Genomic DNA, 18212 nt, shown 5'->3' on the forward strand with positions numbered 1-18212 from the left:
TATGAATAGCATAAATATAGTATTATTATTTCTTTTTTTTATATATTTATTCATGCAACAACAGTATCCTAAATGTCATTTTAGTAGCCAAATTTAACATTTTATATAAAAACAGTAAAATGACACATTTTATTGGTATAATATATAGATATACAAATTTTAACATAAACATTCAAATGGTTTATTATATTAATGTGATAAAGGACCTAAAGTGTACTATATTTGAAAATGAATTTCTAGTATTATCTAAAATGTTAATTTAATTGATATTTGAGGAAGTGATTAATTGGAAATTATTAATAATAGATATCGAATAGTTAAATGTATAAAACAAAATAGGTTAGTTTCTAGTTATATTGTAAATGATATAAGAAAAAATTATGATACGGTACAATTAAATATTCTTAACTCAGAATATTTAAAGAAAGAGTTAATAGAATTTTATACAAAAGAATTTATAAGTTTAACTAACTTAAAATGCCAAAATGTAACATTAGTATATGACTTTGATTTATTAAATTTATTAGATAATAAAAAATTAGATGACAAAGTTTATTTTTTCACAAATGAGTATGTTAAAAATGATTTTAGTATTTTAGATGTAGTAAGTAATATGAAAAGTGATGAGCTATTAGATTTATTTATAGAAATATGCCAAAGTATAAATTATCTCCATTTAAAAGGATTTGTTTATAGTGATATAAATTTAAGTAATATAACAGTTACGAATACAAAATACAAAAAAAATTGCGTTAAATTCAAAGATTTTGCAACAGTGGAACTTGAAAAACAAACTTTTTGGAAAGATGAGAATAATGAGGAATATTTTAAGGCTCCAGAGATATTAGCAGGTAAGAAATGTAGTATATTTAGTGATATATATTCTCTAGGGATTTTATTGTTTATCATATATATGAAGAGTGAAAATTGTAATTTTGGTATAAACGATGAAATTAATAATATTAAAATAAAAGAGATATTTAATAATAATAAAAATCTTAACATAAATTTTCAAAGGGTCATTGAAAAGATGATTTATAGTGATATTACAAAAAGATATCAAAATATTTCAGAATTAGTAATAGACATAAATAATTCATTTAAAAAGCAATATATACCATATAGAAAAAAAGAAATAAATAAATTAAATACTAACTTGAAAATGATAGGTAGAGAGGATGAAGTATATAAAATTATCAATAACTATGAATGTATAAAAAATGAAGGTAAAAATAATCTTACGGTTTTTATACATGGCGAATCAGGTATTGGTAAAACGAGGTTCCTTAAATCATTAAAATATCTTTTTTCTTTGAGAAAAGTAAATGTTTATAGTAGTTTTAAATTAGAGGTTTCTACTAAAAACAGTAATGTGGCTTTTGTAGATATATTAAAACAGCTCATTTCTGAATGTGAACCAGAAATATTAGAAAGATACGAATCTGAATTGGTAAAATTCATACCTGAATTAGGTAGCAAAAAGAATATAATACATTCAAAACCATTGAGTGGAGACAAAGAAAAATATAGACTTATACACTTTGCTTCGGGGTTTATAGAAGAGTGTATAGGTAATAAGCCTATAGTTATAATTATTGATAATTTTCATCTAGCAGATGAATTTACAATTGAATTAATAGAATATATTACGAGAAAGAAGTTACAAAACAAAAAAATTATGATTATAATGTCATACTGCGATGGGGAATGTGTACTAAACAAAAAATTTATAAAATTCAAACAGACTATATCTAGGAGTGTTGTAGTAACAAATATATTTTTGAAAGAGTTAAGTGAAATAGAAGTAGGGAAAATGATTGAAAATATTTTAAGTATGCCTAATATGCCATATAAATTTGCAGAGAGTATATTTGAAAAGACAAAAGGCAATCCATTATTTGTTCAAGAAATTATAAAGAGCTTTTTCAATAAAAAAAGTATTTATATAGATAAAGAAAAAGGGTGTTGGACCATAGATTACGATTATTCTAAATTTATTGTGCCAGAGGATATGCATCCAATACTGCTTAATCAAGTTAAAGAAATGGGAAAATTAAATTTTAATATCCTAAAAATAATATCGATATTTAAAAGCGCTGTTTCTTTAGAAGTAATAAAAGGTTTTATTGATAAGAATAGTGAAGAACTCGAGATAGTTATTAAAGGACTTATTTCCTCGGGGATATTATGCAAAAAAATTGAAGATAGAGGTTTTGTATTTGATTTTTATAATAAGTTTCTTAAAAGCCTTATGTATGAAAGAATTAGTGACGAAGATAAAAAAAACATGCATAGATTAGCATCGGTACTACTTGAAGGTTTTTATGCACAGGGTGGTACAGAATATATTGAGGAGCTAATTTATCACTTAGAAAAGTCAGATCAAGGGCAAAAGATTATTGAATACTGCATTGAAAATGCACAAAAAATGAGACTTTTAAAAAACAGAAGTGATGCAATAAAAAATTTAACAAAAGCGGTATCAATAATCAATTGTTCAAATAGTCCAGTTGAAAACATCAAGCTCATTATGGAGCTAGGCGATTTGCATGAACAAGAAGGACATAATTCCATCGCGATAAATTACTATCTATCAGTTCAAATGTATAATTATAATAATCAGTTGCATAATTATATAATAGATAGCTTCATTAAAATTGCAATGGTATATTTAAATAAAAATGATATAAAGAGTGTTATTTATTATACTAAAAAAATTAATACTATGTTAGAAAAAACAGACTATCGTTCTGGATGGCTTAAGTGTCAAGGAATACAAGCCTGTGTATATGAGATAAGGCAAGAGTATGAAAATGTTGAAATAATATGTAACAGTTGTATAGAAATGTGTAAGGGTGAATATGAAGAACTGGAAGCCATATTTTATAATCATAAGGGCATAGTTCTTATGAGAAGAGGTAGAGCGAACGAGGCGTTAATATTTTTTGAAAAGGCAATAACTATATGTAATAAATATAGTAATATCGATGAATTAATAAAGGCATTAAATTATATAGGAGTTATTTATGAATATTATTACCAAGATAATAATATGGCTATAAAATATTTTTTAAAAACAAAAGAAGTATGTGAGAAGAATAATATTAGTAATAGAGAGGTAGATGCATCAATTAATATTGCGGTGACGCATTTTCTAGTAGAAAAGTATGAAATATCATTACAATGTTTTATTGAACAGTTAGGGGAATGTAGAAAATATGAATTTGAGATAAAATTATTTTATTGTTATACATCGATTGCTAGTATTTATTTAAGATTAGATGATTATGATAATGCTTATAAGTATTATGAACTTTGTAATAAGGAGATTATTAATTATCCTGACCAAAGTGAAAACATTGAAATATTCTATCTTTTAGCAGCTGAGATTAATTATAAATTAGGGGACATGAAAAAGGCTGAGTCTTATATCAATAAGGTTTTGGAATTATATGGGGAAAATCAATTTATACATGCATTATGGGCTCAGATTTTAAATAAATGTATAAAAATACATTTGAGAGAAAATGATGATGAGTTAATAAAGGATATTACAAACATTGCAACAATAGCTAATAAAGTATTATATGTAAGTAGTAGACTTAATATATTTTATGGAGTTGTAATACTTTTATATGATAATGAAATACAAGAGCATGCATCAATTATTTTTAATGAGATTAACAAGATTAATATCGATATTGACATAAAAGACCACAGAGTATTTGTTAAAAAGTTATATGTTGACGGATTAATAGAAAACACAAATAGTATTGAGATTTTTGATGAGGCTTTAGAGTATTCAAAAAAATATAAAGAAATAGATATATGTTGGAAAATATATACTGCAATTGGTGATTATTATTTTAACAAAGAGGATTATTTGTATGCAGTAATATATTACTTTGAAGCTTGTGGTATATTAAAGAATATAAATTCTAAATTACCAATTAAGTATAGGTTATCCTATATAAGACTAAACAATGCAATAAGACCTTTCAATAGATTTTTAGGTATTAATAATTATTATAAAAATAATAAGGATATTTCCATGCTTAAATTTGAACAGGCAAGTATTAGCGATGAAGAAGGATTAATGGATATATTAGAGCAGGTAAACCATAAGGATATTTTGAAAAATAAAAACTTTATAAAATCTATTAAAAAAATATACTCAGTTTCTCTTCATGAGGGTATTCATGATATAGGTGATGTATTAGAAAATTTGCAATCTGATAACTTAAGAAACTTAGAACTCATAATCGATTATTTGTCTTATATAACATTAGCGACTAGAGGAATAATAATTATTAATGATGATGACAATAAAGAATATAAAGTTATTGCATCCAGTGATAGAAAATATGAGTTACCGCAGACCACAGAAAAATTATCTGAAATGCTAAGCCGAGATAAGCCGGGGTTAGTAACAGATGGTTCACAAAATCAAGATGCAGTTGGGGATAAAAATAATATTTATAATACTATAAAGGCGTCTATTTGCATCCCAATTATCATGGAAGATATTACTGAAAAAAGTATTGTGAAAAATCAACGACGAAAGAGCATACAAGGAAGCAAGTATGTAATTGGGCATATATATATTGAATCTCAAAGAGTACTAAATAATTTAAACAATGGTAGTATGAAAAAATGTATTGAGCTTAGCAAAGTAGTAGGTATAATAATTGAAAAATATAAGCTCAGACTAAGTTCATCTGTTGATAAATTGACGGGAACACTTACTAGAAAATACCTAGAAGAGGCCTTAGATGAACAAATTGAAAAATCAAGTCTTGATGAAAGCAAATTTTCTCTTATTATGTATGATTTAGATCATTTTAAAATTATAAATGATAAGTTTGGACATCGGACAGGAGATTATGCTTTAAAGAGGGTTTGCGATGTTGTGTTAAGTAATTTAAGAGATACAGATATTGTTGGCAGATACGGGGGAGAAGAATTTATTGTTATTCTTCCAAATACAGATATTTATGAAGCACAACTTGTGGCTGAAAAACTTAGAAGTAAGATAGAACAAGAAAAAATATTAGACAATAGACGTGATGTTACTGTGAGTTTGGGTGTTATAACGTGCCCTATGCAGGGTGAGTGGCAAGGTGAATTAGTTGAGAGGGTAGATCAAGCATTATATGTGGCAAAGCAGCAGGGGAGAAATCGATATGTTACTTGGAATAGTGATTTCTCTAAAAAGGCGAAAAAAACAGATAGGCTTGCGGGTATAATATCTGGTAATGAATTGCAAGATCACAGAAATGTACTTGCAATGATAGAATTAATTGAACTAATAAATATAAATTTAACAAAAGAAGATAAAATATATAGTCTACTCGGCAGGATTATTGAAATTACAGAAGCAAAAAAAGGTGTTTTATTTCTTGTAGGGAATGGAGACATTACTGAAAAATATTCAAGAGAGATATTTATAAACGAATGGGTAGATAGCGATACTTACAATAAAAGTATAATAAAATCTGTACTCGATAGTAAGCAGGGAGTTTGGAAGATAGATTGGGATACGATAATTGAATATGATGTTGTTACAGGTGCGCCTAATTGGCAATCGGTTATTGTAATTCCACTCATCAGGGGTGATTATGTAAAAGGAGTATTATACTTAGCCGAATCGACGCAAGTTAAAGAGTTTAGCTTTGATGATTTTAACTTTGTAAGTATGCTTGGTAAGATAATAGTCCCAATACTATAGTTTAAATTATTTTTTATCTGATGCATAGTATAGACTAAATAAAAATTAGGAAGAATAGATATATAAAATAATTTATGTTGTTAGCAGTGTGGAATAAAATGGTGTATAATTAGTATAATAAAAGTAATTTTAATATTAGATATCATGTTCATTCAATGATTGTCATTCGTAAGATATAGAATGCGCTTAGATTTAAAAATTCACGGAAGATGAAACACTTAACGAGCTGTTTAAGTTTTCAAAGAAAGTATTAGGAGGAGAAAAATGGAGTTTAAAATTGGGAATACATACCATGGGTTTAAGTTAATTGAGGAAAAAAATATAGAAGAGTTAAATTCAGTAACAAGAGTATTTGAGCATGCGAAAAGTGGAGCAAGATTGCTTCATATAGAAAATGATGATGATAATAAGGTTTTTTCTATAGGATTTAGAACACCACCTAAAAACAATAATGGCCTTCCACATATATTGGAACATTCAGTGCTTTGTGGCTCTAGAAAGTTTCCTACAAAGGAGCCTTTTGTCGAATTAATAAAAGGGTCTTTAAATACATTTTTAAATGCTATGACTTTTTCAGATAAAACAATATATCCTTTAGCTAGTAAAAATGAAAAAGATTTTGTTAATCTTATGGATGTATATTTGGATGCTGTTTTTTACCCAAACTTATACTCACAACCAGAAATATTAATGCAAGAAGGTTGGCATTATGAATTAGAAAACAAGGAAGATAAACTAACATACAAAGGTGTAGTTTATAATGAGATGAAAGGCGCATTCTCATCTCCGGAAGGGTCCCTTATGCGTAAAATACAGGAATCTTTATTCCCGGACACTTCTTATGGTGTGGAATCTGGAGGAGATCCAGAATTTATACCAGATTTAACGCAGGAGGAATTTACAGAGTTCCATAAAAAATATTATCATCCATCAAATAGTTATATATTCTTATATGGCGATGGAAATATTGAAGAACAATTACAATTCATAAGTGAGAAATATTTAAATAATTTTGATAGAATTCAGATTGATTCAGCGATTAAGCTACAAAAACCATTTAGTAAAATGGAAGAAGTTAAGATGGATTATCCTATTTCTTGTGATGATGAAGAGGAAGGAAAAACATTCTTAAGTTTAAATTTTGTGTCAGGAGATAATATTAGTCAGCCAGAAATGCATTTAGCTCTTGAAATTCTAGAATACTTATTATTAGAAAGTGCTGCAGCGCCTTTGAAGAAAGCACTTGTGGATGCAGAGATTGGAAAAGATGTGTTTGGAAGTTTTGATAATAGTATATTACAACCTGTGTTCAGTATAGTAGTAAAAAACTCTAATGAAAGTGAAAAAGAAAAATTCAAGGAAGTTGTATTTACGACTTTAAAGAATTTAGTTAGAGATGGAATAGACAAAAAACTAATAGAGGCATGTATAAATATTACTGAATTCAAGTTACGCGAAGCTGATTTAGGTGGTTTTCCAAAAGGCTTATTTTATTATATAACTAGTATGGATAGTTGGCTTTATGACAAGGACCCAACTATGCATTTAGAATATGAAAGTTATTTAAGTAAAATAAAAGCTGCACTAACTACAAACTACTTTGAAAAACTTATAGAAAAGTATCTTATTAATAATACTCATAGTTCTATGGTTATTTTGAATGGTAAAAAAGGCCTTGCAGAGAAGAAGTCTAAGGTAACAGAAGAAAAACTAGAAAAGTACAAAGCAAGTCTCTCAGAAAAACAAGTAGAAGAAATTGTGAAGAGTACAAAAGATCTTAAAGAAAGACAAATGACACCAGACTCCGTGGAAGTTCTTGAAACTATTCCTTTACTTGAACTTTCAGATATTGAAAAAAAAGTAGAACATTTACCTTTAAAGGTAAATGATGAGCATGGAGTGAAAGTCTTATCTCATAATATTTTTACTAATAAAATTGCTTATATAAATATATTATTTGATGCTAAAAAAGTAGATTTAGAGTTAATACCTTATGTAACACTATTATCAACTATTTTAGGAAGAGTAAGTACGCAAAATACCAATTACTCTGATTTATCTAATGAGGTTAATATTCATACGGGTGGTATTCATTTTACTACAGATGTATATGGCGAAAATGAAAATTTTGAAAAATATAATCCTAAGTTAGTAGTAAAAAGTAAAGCGTTAATCTCGAGTATCCCTAAATTATTTGATATTATTGCAGAAATAATTAGTCTTACTAAATTTGATGAAAAGAAACGTTTGAAGGAGTTAATTCAACAATTAAAATCAAGGTATGAAATGAAGATTCTTGATAGAGGCCATATGGTAGCAGCTGGAAGGATTACTTCCTACTTTTCGCCAGCCTCAGCTTATATAGAAAAAACTACAGGAATATCATTTTATAAATTTTTAAATGAAATTGAAATAGATTTTGATAATAAAGCAGATGAGATTATAAAAAATTTAAATAAGGTTTCAAAGATTATATTTAATAAAAATAATCTCATAATAAGTGTTACAGGAGAAAAAGATATATATACTGCATTTGCAAAGGAGTTACCTAAGGTTATAAGTATCTTAGGAGATGAAAAATTACCAGATGCTAAGTATGATTTTGTTTTGAGTAAAGATAATGAAGGATTACTGACTTCATCAGATGTTCAGTATGTAGCTAAAGGCTATAATTTCATTAAGAAAGGTTATTCTTATTCAGGTAAGATGTTAGTACTTAAGACAATAGCAAGTCTCGATTATTTATGGAACAGAGTTCGTGTGCAAGGTGGAGCATATGGCGGATTTGCAAACATTGCTAGAAGTGGTAACATAGTATTTGTGTCTTATAGAGACCCAAATGTAATAGAAACTTTAAAAGCATACGACGGAATATGTGAGTATATAGAAAACTTTGAAGCATCAGATAGGGAAATGACCAAATATATTATAGGTACAATTAGTGATCTTGATTCACCATTAACACCTTCTATGAAGGGTGATCGTGCTACTGCATATTATATAAGAGGTATTACGCAGGAGCAAAGACAAAAGGAGCGAGAAGAGGTATTAAGTACAAATGCCGATGATATTAAGTCTTTTAAAACATTGCTCTCTGATATTATAAAGGAAGATTGTTTTTGTGTACTCGGAAATGAAACGAAAATTAAAGATAATAAAGATATATTTACTAATTTAGTAAATGTATTTAAATAAGGTGCCTTCTGGCACCTTTTTTTCAAAGAAAGGTGCCACCCACGTGGCAAGTGGCATCTTTTCTTAAAAGGAGGATATACATGGCGATTAAGACGCTTTTCACATATAACTACGGCGGGGAAAAAAGGAAAGATATAGAAGCTTTTGGGTATGATATAAAGGTGATTTCAGAGGAAAATCTAATTTATAATGAAGAACTTGCTGATATAGAAGTTTTAGTTTGTTATGATCCTTTTAAGACTCTTGATATAAAAAAAATGAAGAAACTAAAATGGATTCAATTATCGAGCATTGGAATTGACCAATTGCCATTAGAGTATGTTAAAAAGAGTTCTATTATAATTACAAATAATAAAGGGGGATACAGTATTCCTATGGGGGAGTGGATTGTGTTAAAAACCCTTGAAATGCTAAAAAATAGTAAAAAATTATATAAAAATCAATTCGATAAAAAGTGGAAAATGGATACAAGTCTTCTTGAGGTGTACGGTAAAACTATAGGGTTTATAGGTACAGGCACAATAGCTAATGAAGCGGCTAAGCGATTTCAAGGATTTGGGGTAACTATCCTAGGCGTAAATACAAGCGGACATGATGCTGAATATTTTGATAGATGTTATGCTATGGATGAACTTCGTGAAATGCTTAAGTTGTGTGATGTTGTTGTAGTAACCGTGCCGTATACTAAATCCACATATCATCTAATTAACAATGATATGTTTAATTCAATGAAAGATGGAACTTTTTTTATAAATGTAGCTAGAGGGAATATTGTAGACGAACCTTTTCTAATTGAAAGTTTAAAGAATGGTAAATTAGCTGGTGCTGCAATAGATGTATATGAAGAGGAACCTTTAAAAGACAATAGTGAGCTTTGGGAATTAGATAATATTATATTAACTTCTCATAATTCATGGATTTCGCAGATGAGAAATGAGCGAAGGTTTGAGACTATATATGAAAATATGAAAAAATATATAATTAGTGAAAAGCTAGTAAATGTTGTAGATTTAAAAAGGGGATATTAGATTAGATAAATATTCAGATGCCACTTGCCATGTGGGTGGCACCAATAGGAGGAAATAATTATGAAAGCGGAAATATTAGCAGTGGGTACAGAAATATTACTAGGAGATATAGTAAACACAAATGCGCAATATATTGCTAAGAGATTAGCGGATCTGGGAATAGCAGTATATCATCAGTCGGTAGTTGGAGATAATCCAGAAAGACTTTTAGAGGCATATAGATTAGCTTTTAGTAGAGCTGATTTAGTTATAACTACTGGTGGCCTTGGACCTACAAAGGATGATTTAACTAAGGAGGTAGCTTTTGAGTATTTTGGAAAGGAAAGCGTGGTTCATGAACCTTCTTTAAAAGTTATTGAGGACTATTTTAAAAAGTCGAATAGAGTAATGGTAGAAAGTAATAAGAAACAGGCATATTTCCCAGTGGATGCAGTGATACTTCCTAACAATAATGGTACAGCACCAGGATGTATAATAGAAGAAAATAAAAAGATCGTTGCACTTTTACCTGGACCACCCTTTGAAATGAAACCTATGTTTGAGGAGAGTGTAGTTCCTTACCTTAAAAAGTTTGAGCAAGGTGTATTAGTTTCAAAGGTGCTAAGGGTTATTGGAGTTGGTGAGAGTAGCGCTGCAGAAATGATAGAAGATATATTGGACACGCAAACTAATCCGACTGTTGCCCCTTATGCTAAAGAAGGAGAAGTAACCTTTAGAATTACATCAAAGGCTAATACTTATGATGAAGGCATAAAACTTATGGAACCTATGGAAGCTGAAATACGTAGTAGACTCGGGAATAATAACATTTATGGTGAAGGAGATGTAACTTTAGAAAGTGTACTTTGTGAGATGTTAGTTAATAAAAGGCTAACTATAGCAACAGCTGAGTCTTGCACAGGAGGAATGGTTGCAGCAGCGCTTATAAATTATCCTGGGATATCGTCGGTGTTTATGGAGGGGGCAGTAACTTATACTAATGAAGCTAAAATTAATAGATTAGGAGTTAAAAAAGAAACTTTAGATAAGTATGGTGCAGTAAGTAGTGAAGTTGCAGCAGAAATGGCGTTAGGAATAGCAAAAACTGCGGGTACTAGTATTGGAATATCAACTACTGGAATTGCAGGGCCTGGTGGTGGAAGTGAGGAAAAACCTGTAGGTCTTGTATATGTAGGCTTATACATTAATGGTCAAGTTAAAACCAAGATGCTTAAATTGTCAGGTGATAGGCAAAAAGTACGTGAAAGAGCGACTAAGCAGTTACTAGACTGGGTTCGGAGAGAGTTATTATAATATAATTGATTTTATATTATGGATAATAAAAAGGTCTAGACGTAAAAAAACAGGTATTTACACCTGCTTTTTTACGTCTAGATTACAATTATATAGATTATTTAGTAACAGGCGGAACGAAAACTCTTGTTGCAAGTTCGTTATCTAACATATAAATGCTTGTTGGATCATCATTAATTCTTCCAAGTCTTTTTATAAGACCGTTGAAAGTAGCTTCTTCTTCCACTTGCTCATCAATAAACCATTTAAGTAAGCTTATTGTTGCATGTTCTCTTTCATCTGTTGCAATGTCAGTAAGGTTATAAATTTTACTTGTCACAATTTTTTCATGCGCATATGCAATTTTAAAAGCATCAATGAGAGATTCATAATCGTTTTGAGGATTAGGCATCCCTTCTAGAGTTACACGTCCATTCATTTCATTTATATAGTTATAAAATTTCATAGCATGGAATTTCTCTTCCTCGGCTTGCACTTTAAAGAAATTAGAAAATCCGTCAAAATCCTCAGCAGCGCAATAAGCTGCCATAGCTAAATAAAGGTGTGCAGAGTAAAATTCAAAATTCATTTGTTTGTTTAGTTCAGTGAATAATCTTTCGCTTATCATAATAATCCTCCTAGTATTTCGAGGGTAGTATAAAATAATGATTATACCCTTAGAAATGTTAATTAGTAATAGTAAATATTATTGTTTAAACGATAATAATGATTTTTAATTAATTATAAATATTAAACAATATCTATATTATACACCATATATTTTCTTGTAGACAATATTTATATAATATATTAATATATAGTAATAATTTAGGGTAATAATTTCTCTAAATCTATAATACCTGCACCTTGCATATATTTTGGAAAATTTATTAAATTTGAAGATATCTTTAGTAATGCTAGTATATCTTTGAAATATAAATCCTTATTGTTTTCATAAAGGAGAGCGCATATACCACTTACAAAGGCAGCAGAGCAGGAAGTTCCCGTGTAGGTTGTATATAGATTAGTAATGCCATGCGGATAAAGCTTTATACCATTTTTTTCAGAGATGAATTGTGTGTCGGATATCAAAGAACAAATATCAACGCAGGCAGCAATTAAATTTGGTTTATCAAGTTTATGAAAAGGACCACATGACGAATACTCATATATGATAGGGGTTTTAACGCTATCATAACCGCCTACAGTTATACAGTTATTAAGCGTAGCTATACCGCGGATTGAACTCTTAACATTTTTATTGCTTCCACTAGGAACTATTACCACAAGACCTTTTGATACTGCTAAATCGAAAAGTTTCGCGAACAAAGAAAGCACAAATTCATTAGTTTCTAGAGTTTCAAAAGGGAGACAAATGATTTTAATATTGAAGTCGTTACTTTCATTAATTAGAGTTTCAAGTGAAAATAAAATATCCGATATAAACCCCTTACCTAGCTTATTGAATGCTTTAATAACATAAAGATGACTATTTTGTGCAACGCCTTTGTACATACCCTTTGAAGCATAACCACTAGCACAAATAAGTCCACTCATAAAGGTGCCGTGACCATTATCATCATAAGGATAGTTTAAATTATTAACTACATCTATAAATTTTTTAATCTTATTATTAGGATTTAGTAGGTCATAATGCGGATATACACCGCTATCAATTATTCCAACGCCTATACCGTTCCCGGTTAAGTCATAATTACTTTGGAAGGAAACACCATTAGACGCTAGGACACTACTGCCACATAAATGCGCATAGCAATCAAAGGTTATATATGTTACCTGCGGATATTCGAGCATCCTATCTATAACACTTGAGGTCAAAACAGCACAAATACAATTTATAGAGGAAATATGACGTAGAATATCGCATTTTAGTGATTTTATCTTATTAACGGTTTTATTTTCAAGAGATTTACAATGTATTATTACCCTATAGTTGTCATATAGGTTATTTAACAAAGCGTGCTTGAGAGATGGATCCAACTTGTTTTTGAAGGAAAACATGTATGCCTCCTAATGTATTGTTGCACTATTATAGTATATGCAAATTCTTAAGATATGTTAATAAAAAAGAAAAGTATTATTAATAAAGCTGTAAAAAGTCAATAAAATTATAAAAAATAAAAAGGGTGTATTACCCTTTCCACTTAAATATTATTATACCTAAAATCATTATGCCAACGCCTAAAAATTTAGAAATGCCAAATCTAAGCTGTGTAGCTCCAAATAATCCAAATCTATCAATTATACCAGCAGCAAGTAGTTGAGCGACTAATATAATTGCAATAGAACAAGTTGGTCCCATCTTTGTTATGCCGAGCATTACAGAAAATATAATTATAGCGCCTAAAATTCCTCCAAGCAAATAAAATTTATTTACATCTTTTATTGCTTTAAAATTACCATTTCCGGCTATAAGAAGTATTATTAAAGTCAAAATTAAACCAGTAAATTGGACAAAAACATTAGTTTCCCATAATCCGATTTTTTCACTTACTCTTGTATTAAAAACACCTTGAAAGCTCATACAGATACCTGCGATTACAGAAAATATTATGCCCAATTACAATCACACTCCTTTAAGATAGCTTACCCAGAATGTTTTGTAATATTAAAATATTTTAGTATCCATTATCTTGTCTTTCATGGTTAATCTTGTTTTTGTAAAAATATCCATTTTCAATATCTTCTTCAGAAAAGCCTAGACTTTGACCTAAACTTAAAAAGTCATTAAAGATACTCAAATAGTTATCTAAGGAAGAAGAAGTTGCAAAATCCGATATTGTTATATATAAATTTAAAAACTGCTCAGACAATTCGCAGGTTATATTTTTCATGTTTAAGGTAACATTTTGAAAATTTTTCTCAAGTCCTAAGCTTAAAATAAAGTGGAGGCAATCAATGTATTCTTCAAGGATTATATCTTTAGTCGATGATTCTTTTGTACTCCAAAATTTAAAACAACGAGTTTCATTTGCGAGTTCACCGAGTTCCACTTGAAGGGAAAGTATTTTTTTGTTAAATAAGGGTATGCCTTCAAGATGATGCTGCGTTTCAATTCTATGGTCTAAAGTATTTTGCATCTGAAATAATTTATGTAAGTTCATATTTTTTAACCACCATTTCATCATTATTATTTATAGGTTTCCAAAGTTCTACAGCATTAATTGTTATAGTTCTTTGGAAATTTTCGTCTTTAGCTAAATTGCAAGCTGCTAGATATTCGTTATTAGACCATTCTCTATCCGCAAAAGTTGTATTAGCGAGTGAAATATGTAAATTCCAATTTTCAATATGTTCTCTAACAGCAAAGCCTTGTGTATTTAATGTAGAATTTATATTTTTAGATAATTCATATATAGTACCTTTGTTATCAATATTTAAGTTTACAGATTTAAAGGGAGGGTCAAAACATATTACACCGTTTAATTCAACATCAAATTTAGTATAATCTTTAAGAAGTTTTTTTAAAGAAACATTTAAATCAAAAAGACTAGGATTGGTTATTATTTCTAATGTTATATGAAGTTTTGGCAAATTTGTATCAGTTCTATACAGACTATATTTGTTACAAAGTGATTTTTGCATAGATTCCATATATTTGTAGGAAGTTTCATCAAATAAGCCAACTAAGTAATAAATCATCTTTATCCTCCTTAAACCTAAAACGTATTTTTATGGTCTTTAGTATTCTCTTAATTCATAAGTTTTAACTAACATTTCTTTTTTATTACTTACTTGTTTCCATAATTCTAGCCTAGAAACCTTTACAAATTTTAAAAAATCATCTTTAGATAAGGTTGCATCAATAGAAATAGTTCCTACATTGTATGACTTTTTAATAATATGATTGGCATTAGCTATTAGAATGCGCAAATCAATAATATCATCATCAGTTTTAACGTTAAAACCATGTAAAGCTAAAGTGTCTGTAATATTTCTTGCTATACGAAAAATGTAGCCTTTGTCTTCGACTTTAAGATTAACTTGACTTGAGTTATCAGTTAATTCAATACTGTTATTTATGCCCACCTTAAAGTGTTTATAAGGAGCTAAAATTTTAGAAATAACTACATCTAATTTGTCTACATCAGGATTTGTAATAGTACTTACAGTTATATAAAGGCTAGGGGAGCTCTTGTATAGTTTATATTTTCTACAAATATCCCTTTGAATATTCTGAACTATAGAATTTGATAAATCATCAAATAGTGCAACTAAAAAATATTTCATTTTTGTCCTCCAAGTGAAATTAATAACCAAGATTGGTTAATATTATTTTGATTAAATTATAAGTTTATTATAACATAATTTTTGTTCTTTGTATTTTTTGTGTAAATTTATGTAATCAACATTATTTTGATTTTATTAAGATACATAAGTATTTATAAAAAGTTTTTATTAGTTGCATAAATTATGTTAATAATACTAATAATAGATTTGTACTAAATAAAGGGAGGCGTTTTTTATGGAGCATAATGATAGTATAGGTTGTGTAGTAAGTGAATGTGAATATCATTGTAAAGATGACAATTTTTGTACTTTAAACAAAATTGATGTCGTAAAACATGAAAGTGTTGCTAAAACACCAGAATGTACAGATTGCGGTAGTTTTAAGACAATGAAATAATATAAGAATCACCCGTATTTTTTACGGGTGATTTTTATATTATATAAGTAGAAATTATAAATATTGTGTTAAACATAACAATATTATTTCACATTTTTAAAATAAGTGCTAGAATATAATGTAGATATGGTATAATCGAGTTGTATGTATAAAAATAAAAATACTTAATATATAAGGTATAGTGAGGATGATACAAATATGGATAAATTGGTAATTAACGGGGGTCGACGTATCCTTGGTCAAGTTGAAATAAGTGGTGCAAAAAATGCGGCAGTAGCAATTTTACCAATAGCTATAATAGCAAGTAAGGGTAAATGTATCATTGACAATATTCCAGATATAGAAGACGTAAATTGTATTGAAAGAATATTGGAAAATTTAGGCTGCGAAATTAAAAGAGAAAAAGATTCAGTTACAATAGATAGCACAAGTATAATTAGCATAAATGCTAATACAGAAGATGTAAGAAAAATGAGAGCATCATATTATTTGATTGGTGCGCTTTTAGCTAGGTTTAAAAAGGCTAGGGTAGAGCTTCCAGGAGGGTGTCCAATAGGGGCTAGACCAATAGACCAACATATAAAAGGTTTTGAGGCACTCGGGGCAACGGTGACTATTGAGAATGGTGCTGTAAATGTTCAGGCTGATAGGTTAATCGGAACTAGTATTTATTTTGATGTTGTTACAGTAGGGGCAACGATAAATGTAATGACAGCCGCAACGCTTGCAGAAGGTACAACTATTTTAGAAAATTCTGCAAAAGAACCACATGTTGTTGATGTAGCTAACTTCTTAAATTCTATGGGAGCTAATATTAAAGGTGCTGGTACAGATGTTATAAGGATTATAGGGGTTAAGGAATTAACAGGATGTAACTATAGTGTAATCCCAGATCAAATTGAAGCAGGTACCTTTATGATAGCAGCTGCTGCTTGTGGTGGAGAGGTAACTATAAATAATGTTATCCCAAAGCATCTTGAATCAATTTCTGCAAAACTCATTGAAATGGGAGCAGAGGTACATGAAGGTGGAGATAGTGTTACGGTCAAATCAAATGGAAGACTTAAGGCTGTAAATATTAAGACGCTACCTTATCCAGGCTTTCCAACGGATGTGCAACAACCAATGAATGCATTGCTTTGTATTTCAGAGGGAAGAAGTATAATAAATGAAAGTATCTATGAATCTAGATTTAAACAAGTTGATGAATTAAAAAAAATGGGTGCTAATATAAATGTTGAAGGAACTGTTGCTACAGTTGATGGTGTAAGCAAACTTAAAGGAACTGTAGTTGTGGCATCAGATTTAAGAGCCGGAGCAGCTTTAGTTATTGCAGGACTTATAGCAGAAGGAACTACAGAAATTCTAGGTATAGAACATATTGATAGAGGATACCCGAATATAGAAGAAAAATTTAGAAATATAGGTGCAGATATAAAGAGAGTTACTATATAACAATTTTAAATTAAAGGAGATAATTATGATTTTTTGTCCATTATATAGTGGAAGTAGTGGAAATAGTATATTTGTAGCGTCACAAAATGCAAAAATTTTAGTGGATGCGGGTATGCCGGGGAAAAGCATTGAAGGCGCACTTAAATATATAAATCAAAACCCTAATGATCTCGATGGTATCTTTATTACTCATGAACACTCTGACCACATAAAGGGTGCTGGTATTGTTTCAAGAAGATATAATATACCGATTTACGCAAATGAAGATACTTGGAAAGCTATGGAGAGTAAGATAGGGAATATAAAAGAGGATAATATAAGAATTATAAATAATAATTCTGTGGATATAATGGATATGCATATAACAAATTATAAATTATCACATGATGCAGCAGCACCTATAGGATATGCTTTATATACCGGAAAAAAGAAAGCATGTATAGCTACCGATTTAGGTTATTTTTCCGAGGAAGTAAAGAATATAATAAAAGATGCTGATGTGGTGTTGCTCGAGAGTAACCATGATGTAGAAATGGTGAAATTTGGACCATATCCATATTCATTAAAAAGAAGGATATTAAGTGATGTAGGTCATTTATCTAATGATGCATGTGGCCAAGCCATAGTGGATATAATGGGTAATAAATACAAACATATCATTTTAGGTCACTTAAGTAAAACAAATAATTTTCCGGATTTAGCTTATCAAACAGTAGTTAATATTCTTAAAGAAAACAATATTGAAATAGGTAAGGATATTTCTTTGAATTTAGCTAAAAGAGATATGCCAAGTAATCTAATTGAATTTTAATTACATTTAAGAAAAATAGATATTACTATCTCAGTAGATTCAATACTTTAGTGAATTATTAAAGGAGAGTTCAAT

The 18212-nt window shown here is 29.2% G+C and carries 13 protein-coding genes; 7 read left to right on the top strand and 6 right to left on the bottom strand.

Annotated features, from left to right (window positions below):
• Positions 1-286 precede the first annotated feature (286 nt).
• From LL038_RS19925 to LL038_RS19940, 4 genes are all read left to right on the top strand, one after another.
• Positions 287-5728, top strand: coding sequence for a diguanylate cyclase (locus LL038_RS19925; protein ID WP_216124394.1), 5442 nt, complete (start codon positions 287-289; stop codon positions 5726-5728).
• A gap of 264 nt (positions 5729-5992) precedes the next feature.
• On the top strand, positions 5993-8923 hold the full coding sequence (locus LL038_RS19930) for an insulinase family protein (protein ID WP_216124392.1): 2931 nt from the start codon (positions 5993-5995) through the stop codon (positions 8921-8923).
• A gap of 80 nt (positions 8924-9003) precedes the next feature.
• A complete protein-coding gene (locus tag LL038_RS19935) occupies positions 9004-9951 on the top strand; it encodes a phosphoglycerate dehydrogenase (RefSeq protein ID WP_216124386.1) in 948 nt (315 codons plus the stop codon).
• Between the two features lie 60 nt (positions 9952-10011).
• Positions 10012-11244: a competence/damage-inducible protein A gene (locus LL038_RS19940; protein ID WP_216124385.1), complete on the top strand. Its 1233-nt coding sequence runs from the start codon at positions 10012-10014 to the stop codon at positions 11242-11244.
• Positions 11245-11341: 97 nt separating this feature from the next.
• Here LL038_RS19940 and LL038_RS19945 read toward each other — a convergent pair whose 3' ends face one another.
• The 6 genes from LL038_RS19945 to LL038_RS19970 all read right to left on the bottom strand — a co-directional run bounded on the left by LL038_RS19945 (position 11342) and on the right by LL038_RS19970 (position 15474).
• Positions 11342-11851: a ferritin gene (locus LL038_RS19945; RefSeq protein WP_216124384.1), complete on the bottom strand. Its 510-nt coding sequence runs from the start codon at positions 11849-11851 to the stop codon at positions 11342-11344.
• A gap of 200 nt (positions 11852-12051) precedes the next feature.
• On the bottom strand, positions 12052-13245 hold the full coding sequence (locus LL038_RS19950; protein WP_216124379.1) for a S8 family serine peptidase: 1194 nt from the start codon (positions 13243-13245) through the stop codon (positions 12052-12054).
• A 130-nt stretch (positions 13246-13375) separates the two neighbouring features.
• Complete coding sequence (locus LL038_RS19955; RefSeq protein WP_268055919.1) at positions 13376-13804, bottom strand: DMT family transporter; 429 nt, start codon at positions 13802-13804, stop codon at positions 13376-13378.
• Positions 13805-13862: 58 nt separating this feature from the next.
• The gene (locus tag LL038_RS19960) at positions 13863-14348 is read right to left on the bottom strand and encodes a dUTP diphosphatase (RefSeq protein ID WP_216124377.1); all 486 of its coding nucleotides are present in this window, start codon (positions 14346-14348) and stop codon (positions 13863-13865) included.
• Positions 14335-14886: a 2'-5' RNA ligase family protein gene (locus LL038_RS19965; protein ID WP_216124375.1), complete on the bottom strand. Its 552-nt coding sequence runs from the start codon at positions 14884-14886 to the stop codon at positions 14335-14337. The genes LL038_RS19960 and LL038_RS19965 overlap by 14 nt, the downstream gene beginning before the upstream one ends.
• 39 nt (positions 14887-14925) lie before the next feature.
• Positions 14926-15474, bottom strand: a complete 549-nt coding sequence (locus LL038_RS19970) for a hypothetical protein (RefSeq protein ID WP_216124373.1) — start codon at positions 15472-15474, stop codon at positions 14926-14928.
• Positions 15475-15709: 235 nt separating this feature from the next.
• On the opposite strand from LL038_RS19970, the gene LL038_RS19975 reads away from it, so the two are divergent.
• From LL038_RS19975 to LL038_RS19985, 3 genes are all read left to right on the top strand, one after another.
• The gene (locus LL038_RS19975) at positions 15710-15871 is read left to right on the top strand and encodes a DUF1540 domain-containing protein (protein ID WP_071614719.1); all 162 of its coding nucleotides are present in this window, start codon (positions 15710-15712) and stop codon (positions 15869-15871) included.
• Between the two features lie 198 nt (positions 15872-16069).
• Entirely contained in the window at positions 16070-17326 is a 1257-nt protein-coding gene (locus LL038_RS19980; RefSeq protein WP_216124371.1) for a UDP-N-acetylglucosamine 1-carboxyvinyltransferase, read from the top strand.
• Positions 17327-17351: 25 nt separating this feature from the next.
• Positions 17352-18137: an MBL fold metallo-hydrolase gene (locus LL038_RS19985; protein ID WP_216124369.1), complete on the top strand. Its 786-nt coding sequence runs from the start codon at positions 17352-17354 to the stop codon at positions 18135-18137.
• Positions 18138-18212: the final 75 nt, after the last annotated feature.

Source organism: Clostridium estertheticum, assembly GCF_026650985.1.
Lineage (GTDB): Bacteria > Bacillota > Clostridia > Clostridiales > Clostridiaceae > Clostridium_AD > Clostridium_AD estertheticum_C.